The sequence below is a fragment of the Rhodoluna sp. genome (assembly GCF_049276775.1).
GTDB lineage: Bacteria > Actinomycetota > Actinomycetes > Actinomycetales > Microbacteriaceae > Rhodoluna.
Genome location: NZ_JBASXC010000085.1, coordinates 1 through 4,047 on the forward strand (window position 1 = coordinate 1; position 4,047 = coordinate 4,047).

4 protein-coding genes and 1 pseudogene are annotated in these 4,047 nt (G+C 53.4%); 1 reads left to right on the top strand and 4 read right to left on the bottom strand.

Annotation, left to right across the window (positions count from 1 at the left end):
* The 4 genes and pseudogenes from WAO31_RS05795 to WAO31_RS05810 all read right to left on the bottom strand — a co-directional run.
* Nucleotides 1–1,400: ABC transporter substrate-binding protein (locus WAO31_RS05795; protein ID WP_509591351.1), on the bottom strand; the 1,400-nt coding region annotated here is incomplete at its 3' end.
* Nucleotides 1,401–1,691: 291 nt separating this feature from the next.
* A pseudogene (locus tag WAO31_RS05800) lies at nt 1,692–1,838 on the bottom strand (IS3 family transposase); the annotation flags it as partial.
* Nucleotides 1,839–2,001: 163 nt separating this feature from the next.
* Nucleotides 2,002–2,541, bottom strand: a complete 540-nt coding sequence (locus tag WAO31_RS05805; RefSeq protein WP_509591353.1) for a UGSC family (seleno)protein — start codon at nt 2,539–2,541, stop codon at nt 2,002–2,004.
* Complete coding sequence (locus tag WAO31_RS05810) at nt 2,531–3,448, bottom strand: hypothetical protein (RefSeq protein WP_509591356.1); 918 nt, start codon at nt 3,446–3,448, stop codon at nt 2,531–2,533. The genes WAO31_RS05805 and WAO31_RS05810 overlap by 11 nt, the downstream gene beginning before the upstream one ends.
* A 398-nt stretch (nt 3,449–3,846) precedes the next feature.
* Here WAO31_RS05810 and WAO31_RS05815 point away from each other — a divergent pair.
* The coding region (locus WAO31_RS05815; RefSeq protein ID WP_509591359.1) for a hypothetical protein at nt 3,847–4,047 on the top strand (201 nt) is incomplete at its 3' end.

Below are 4,047 nucleotides of genomic sequence, written 5' to 3' on the forward strand. Positions count from 1 at the left end.
CCCGCAGAATACAGCGGATCGGCTAGTGCCGGCGGCTCCAGATAAACTAGCGACTCATATTCACCAGCAAAGAACAAATCTGAGAATTCTGTACCACCCGGGACAATATTGATATCGGTGGTTACACCAATGTCGCTCATGAAGGCCTGTATCTGGACCGCGATGGACTCAGCATGGGCACCTGGACGTGTCGGACTCGCAGTAATCGTAAATGCCAAGTCTGAAACGCCTTTGTCCGCCAGGATTTGTCGTGCCAAGTCGGGATCGTAACCAAATTCAAGAAGACCGTCGGAGTTCTCCAAGTAGACAGACCCCAGCCCTGTTGTCGATGGTGTAGCAAAACCTAGATAGACACCCTGGACTAGAGCCTCGCGATTGATTCCCAAGGAAATTGCCTTCCGTACCTCAGGATCATCAAAGGCCGCGAAACTTGAGTTCAACATGAGCATGTCTCGGTTAGCTGAAACGCAGTTGTAGATCTCGACTGATTCAGCGCTCTCCAACTGGCTGTATTCTTGGAATGAGAGGCGTTCCGCGAAATTGACTTCACCAGTTGAAATTAATTGCGATCGAATTGACGCCTCCGACACATTGCGAATCACCATGCGATCAAAGTTACCGCGTCGATCAGCATCCCAATAGTTCGGATTCTCCTCGTATACCGTCTCTTCTCCTGGTGCAAAGCTCTCGAGGACCCATGGACCAAAGTTGGCAGTGTTGGTTGTCAACCACGCATCGACATCGCCACCTGCTTTGGCCTCGATCTCGGTCCAATCAAGAACTCCAAACATTGGGTAGGAAAAAAGAGAAACGTCAAGGGCGGTCGGACGGATGACATTGACTTGAACAGTCTGATCGTCAACCTTAACGAACGGGGCTTCCTCCTTGAATTTTGCGACGGTGTTGGCCAAGAATCGCACGACGCCGGATTTTTCTACAGCTCTATTCCAACTCTTAACCACGTCGTCTGCAGTCATTACGTTCCCGGCACCGCTGGTAACCCCCTGTCGTAGGGTGAATGTGAGAGTTCCATCCGCTCCAATTGCCCATGACTCGGCAAGTCCAGGCCTCACGTTTTCAGTCGTGGCCAGTTGCTCGCAGCCGTTGCCAGCCAAATCGGATGCGTCGTAGTAGACCAGCTTTGAACCCCACTCGTACATTTGCGTTCGACTTGAATCTCCTTGATACGTTGCCCACACATCTAAGGACTCAGGAACACCTGCAGCTGCGTAGACAAATGTTTGGCCCCCTGGAGCCACAGTAGGCGACTCTGCTCCAGTTGTTTCTTCGGATGATGTTGTTTCTCCAGATGATGAACCACCTGAACAGGCCGCAAGAAGGAAACCTACTGCGACTAGGGAAACTCCTACACGAAACTTGCTGTCAAGTAAACGCTTCACGAACCAGATCCTCCCGGTTGACCGCTGCCACGTATCGGACTACATGACATTTGGCTGTTTAGTATCCGTCAGCAAAAACTGCTCCTGGCTAATACGTACTACATTTTTAGCAACGTACAGGAGCACCAAATCGCTGTCAACGGGTTTTTGAAATCTCGCTTGGCGCTGACCTGCCCCCGCTTAGTGAACCAGTGGACAGGAGTTCGTCGGGGAGCTTGCCGTTGAACGACTCCACAAACGCGTTCTGCCAGGGCGCGCCTAGTACGACGAACACTGACCCGGTGGCGCCCACACGCGGGCACGCTTACGCCTGGAAATCCTTACCCGTAGGCCCTCATCGCGGCAGAGGCGTTGCACGCGCTTGTGATTGACCACATGACCTTCCAGTCACGGCAGGGCATGTAACCGTCGATATCCATACCGAGGATGACGGCGGGCTCGTTCAGGTAACCGTGCCCGCACAAAGCAACTGGATAACCAGCAGGGGTCAGGTCAGCCGGGCTGAGAACGCCCGTCGAACTTGATGCGAATCAGCCGTGTCGCAAGCCAACGGCCACACGTTCTCCCAGCGATCTATCGTTCGAGAAGTATGCGAGCGCTCTCAGGTAAAAACTTGATCAACGAGAGAACCAATTTCTTCCGCGGCAGTCGACGCAACCTCGTCACGTGATTTCCCGAAGAGACTAGTCCTGATAGCAACCACGGGTAGGTCTGGGAGACCGTAACGAGTTGCAACCGCTATTGCGATCTCTGCTACCGCCCCTGTCACTAAACAAACTGCGAGTATCCCAACATCATTCGCATACACAGCATCCCTGACTCCTCTTGTTGTACAGGTTATGCAGTCGCCAGCGGCCACTATCATGATCTGGCTTCCACCTAACGTTGCAGCTACCCAAAGATCAGGTTGTGGATTGTCAAGTGGATTCAGGTCAATTCGCCGGAACACAGCAAGCGGGGCGCGGTTTGATAGTGAGTTCTCCGCCGCGTCAAGCATTCCCTGGCCCCACAAGCTCGACTTATTCAAAGTGCCATCAACTAGCGCTATCTGCAATTGACGATGTGCCGGAACCCTAGGAGCAAGGTCACGGTAAGTGAATACCCTGGCAGTCGGGTTAACCAGCTCCACTTCAGGATCCATTTGGCTGAACTCTCCGCACTCTTTTCGTGATCGTTTCACCCTGACCAAAGAAGACAGCGGTATAGCCGCCGAACTGGCCGCCTGCAACAAAGATCTTCACCCTGTCATGACGATCAACCATCGTTACTCGCGCGCTTTGCTCGAGCCAAACAGGAGGACGAAGTTGATCCACGTAACCGTACAAGCCCCGACCCACCAAATCCTGAGGATTTCTTGCTGAACTTTCGACTAAAGCGCTCACAACGTCATCCCTGTTCCATCCAGCTTCATCGAAAACCGAAGCGTGCTGGGGAGACAAGAAGAGCCAAAGATCTGATCGAAAGAATGCGTTATATGTACCAGCCAAGGCGATGCCCTCGGCGACCGTTTCAATGATTGATTCCGGCCTCGTGTCCCCCATCTCAGTGAGCACCACAGGCGGGTCGGCCGCAAACGCACTCACCCACGATTCCTCAGCATCAAACCCTTCTGAAATGTGCCAAGAACCCCATGGACTATCGATGATATTTTCGGTGAAGCACAGACCCCGCGACATCGGGCTTCCAATGGTTGAGTGAGGCATGCCGCCCGACGTATGGCTCGCGATGTTGCGCAGACAGAGCATGGCTGCTCTACCAATCGTTGCGCTAGATCTGCTCGATCCGCTGAGAACTTCCCAAGCACCCTCCAGGCCCACCTCACTTGCTAGCGGGCCATTGACAACGAAAATCGGCACTTGGCTGCTTGCGGTCGTAGCTACTCGATCCAAGTTAAAGCCTGGGTCCGAAATCGCCTCAATTGCTGCTTCAACCACGGGGAAATAGGCAGAGGCACATCCAGCCATAACTGCATTGGCCGCAATTAGTTCTCTCGTGGCACGCGCACCCGACGGTTGCATCGTGGCAACAACGTAGTCCTTTGAATCCAAGAGGGAGCCCAACATCTCCTCCACCCGATGTCGGGTAGGTGGGACGACCGGCAGGCCATCGGACCACTGCATTTCAAAACAATATTCAACTAGGTCCATCGCCATCTTGATTGTCCTTCGAATACGTCCCACAGGGAAATAGGTCCATACAAGACAACTGACTATCGCACAGGTGGTACGCATGCATCAGGCGTTTACCTGAATGTCGGTTTCGCCGCGGAGATAGGGATCAGATCAACACGAATCGAAACGGCGCTGCGTCTGTATCGTGGTGCTCATGGACTGTCAGCAGCTCCCGCAATTCTGATTCCTATGAACCACCTAGAAATCACTGACCGCGTGGGGTGGCACTGTACTTTGCCTTGGACGTCTCGACGGCGTATTCATCACAGTGCTAGTTGCACTGCTCATCCTTTTTCCATCGGGTCACCGAGCTTACCTCTGTTTCGGTCGCGTCTACTTACGCATTTACCAACTCGATCGTCGCTATGGTTCTGTCAATTGTGATTCTGGGTGTCTTCCCCGATGTGATCAGCGTGCTGGCCGCCCCGTTCGTGATTGCTGGCGTTGCCCTGGTCATCTGGGGCGATCGACGAAAG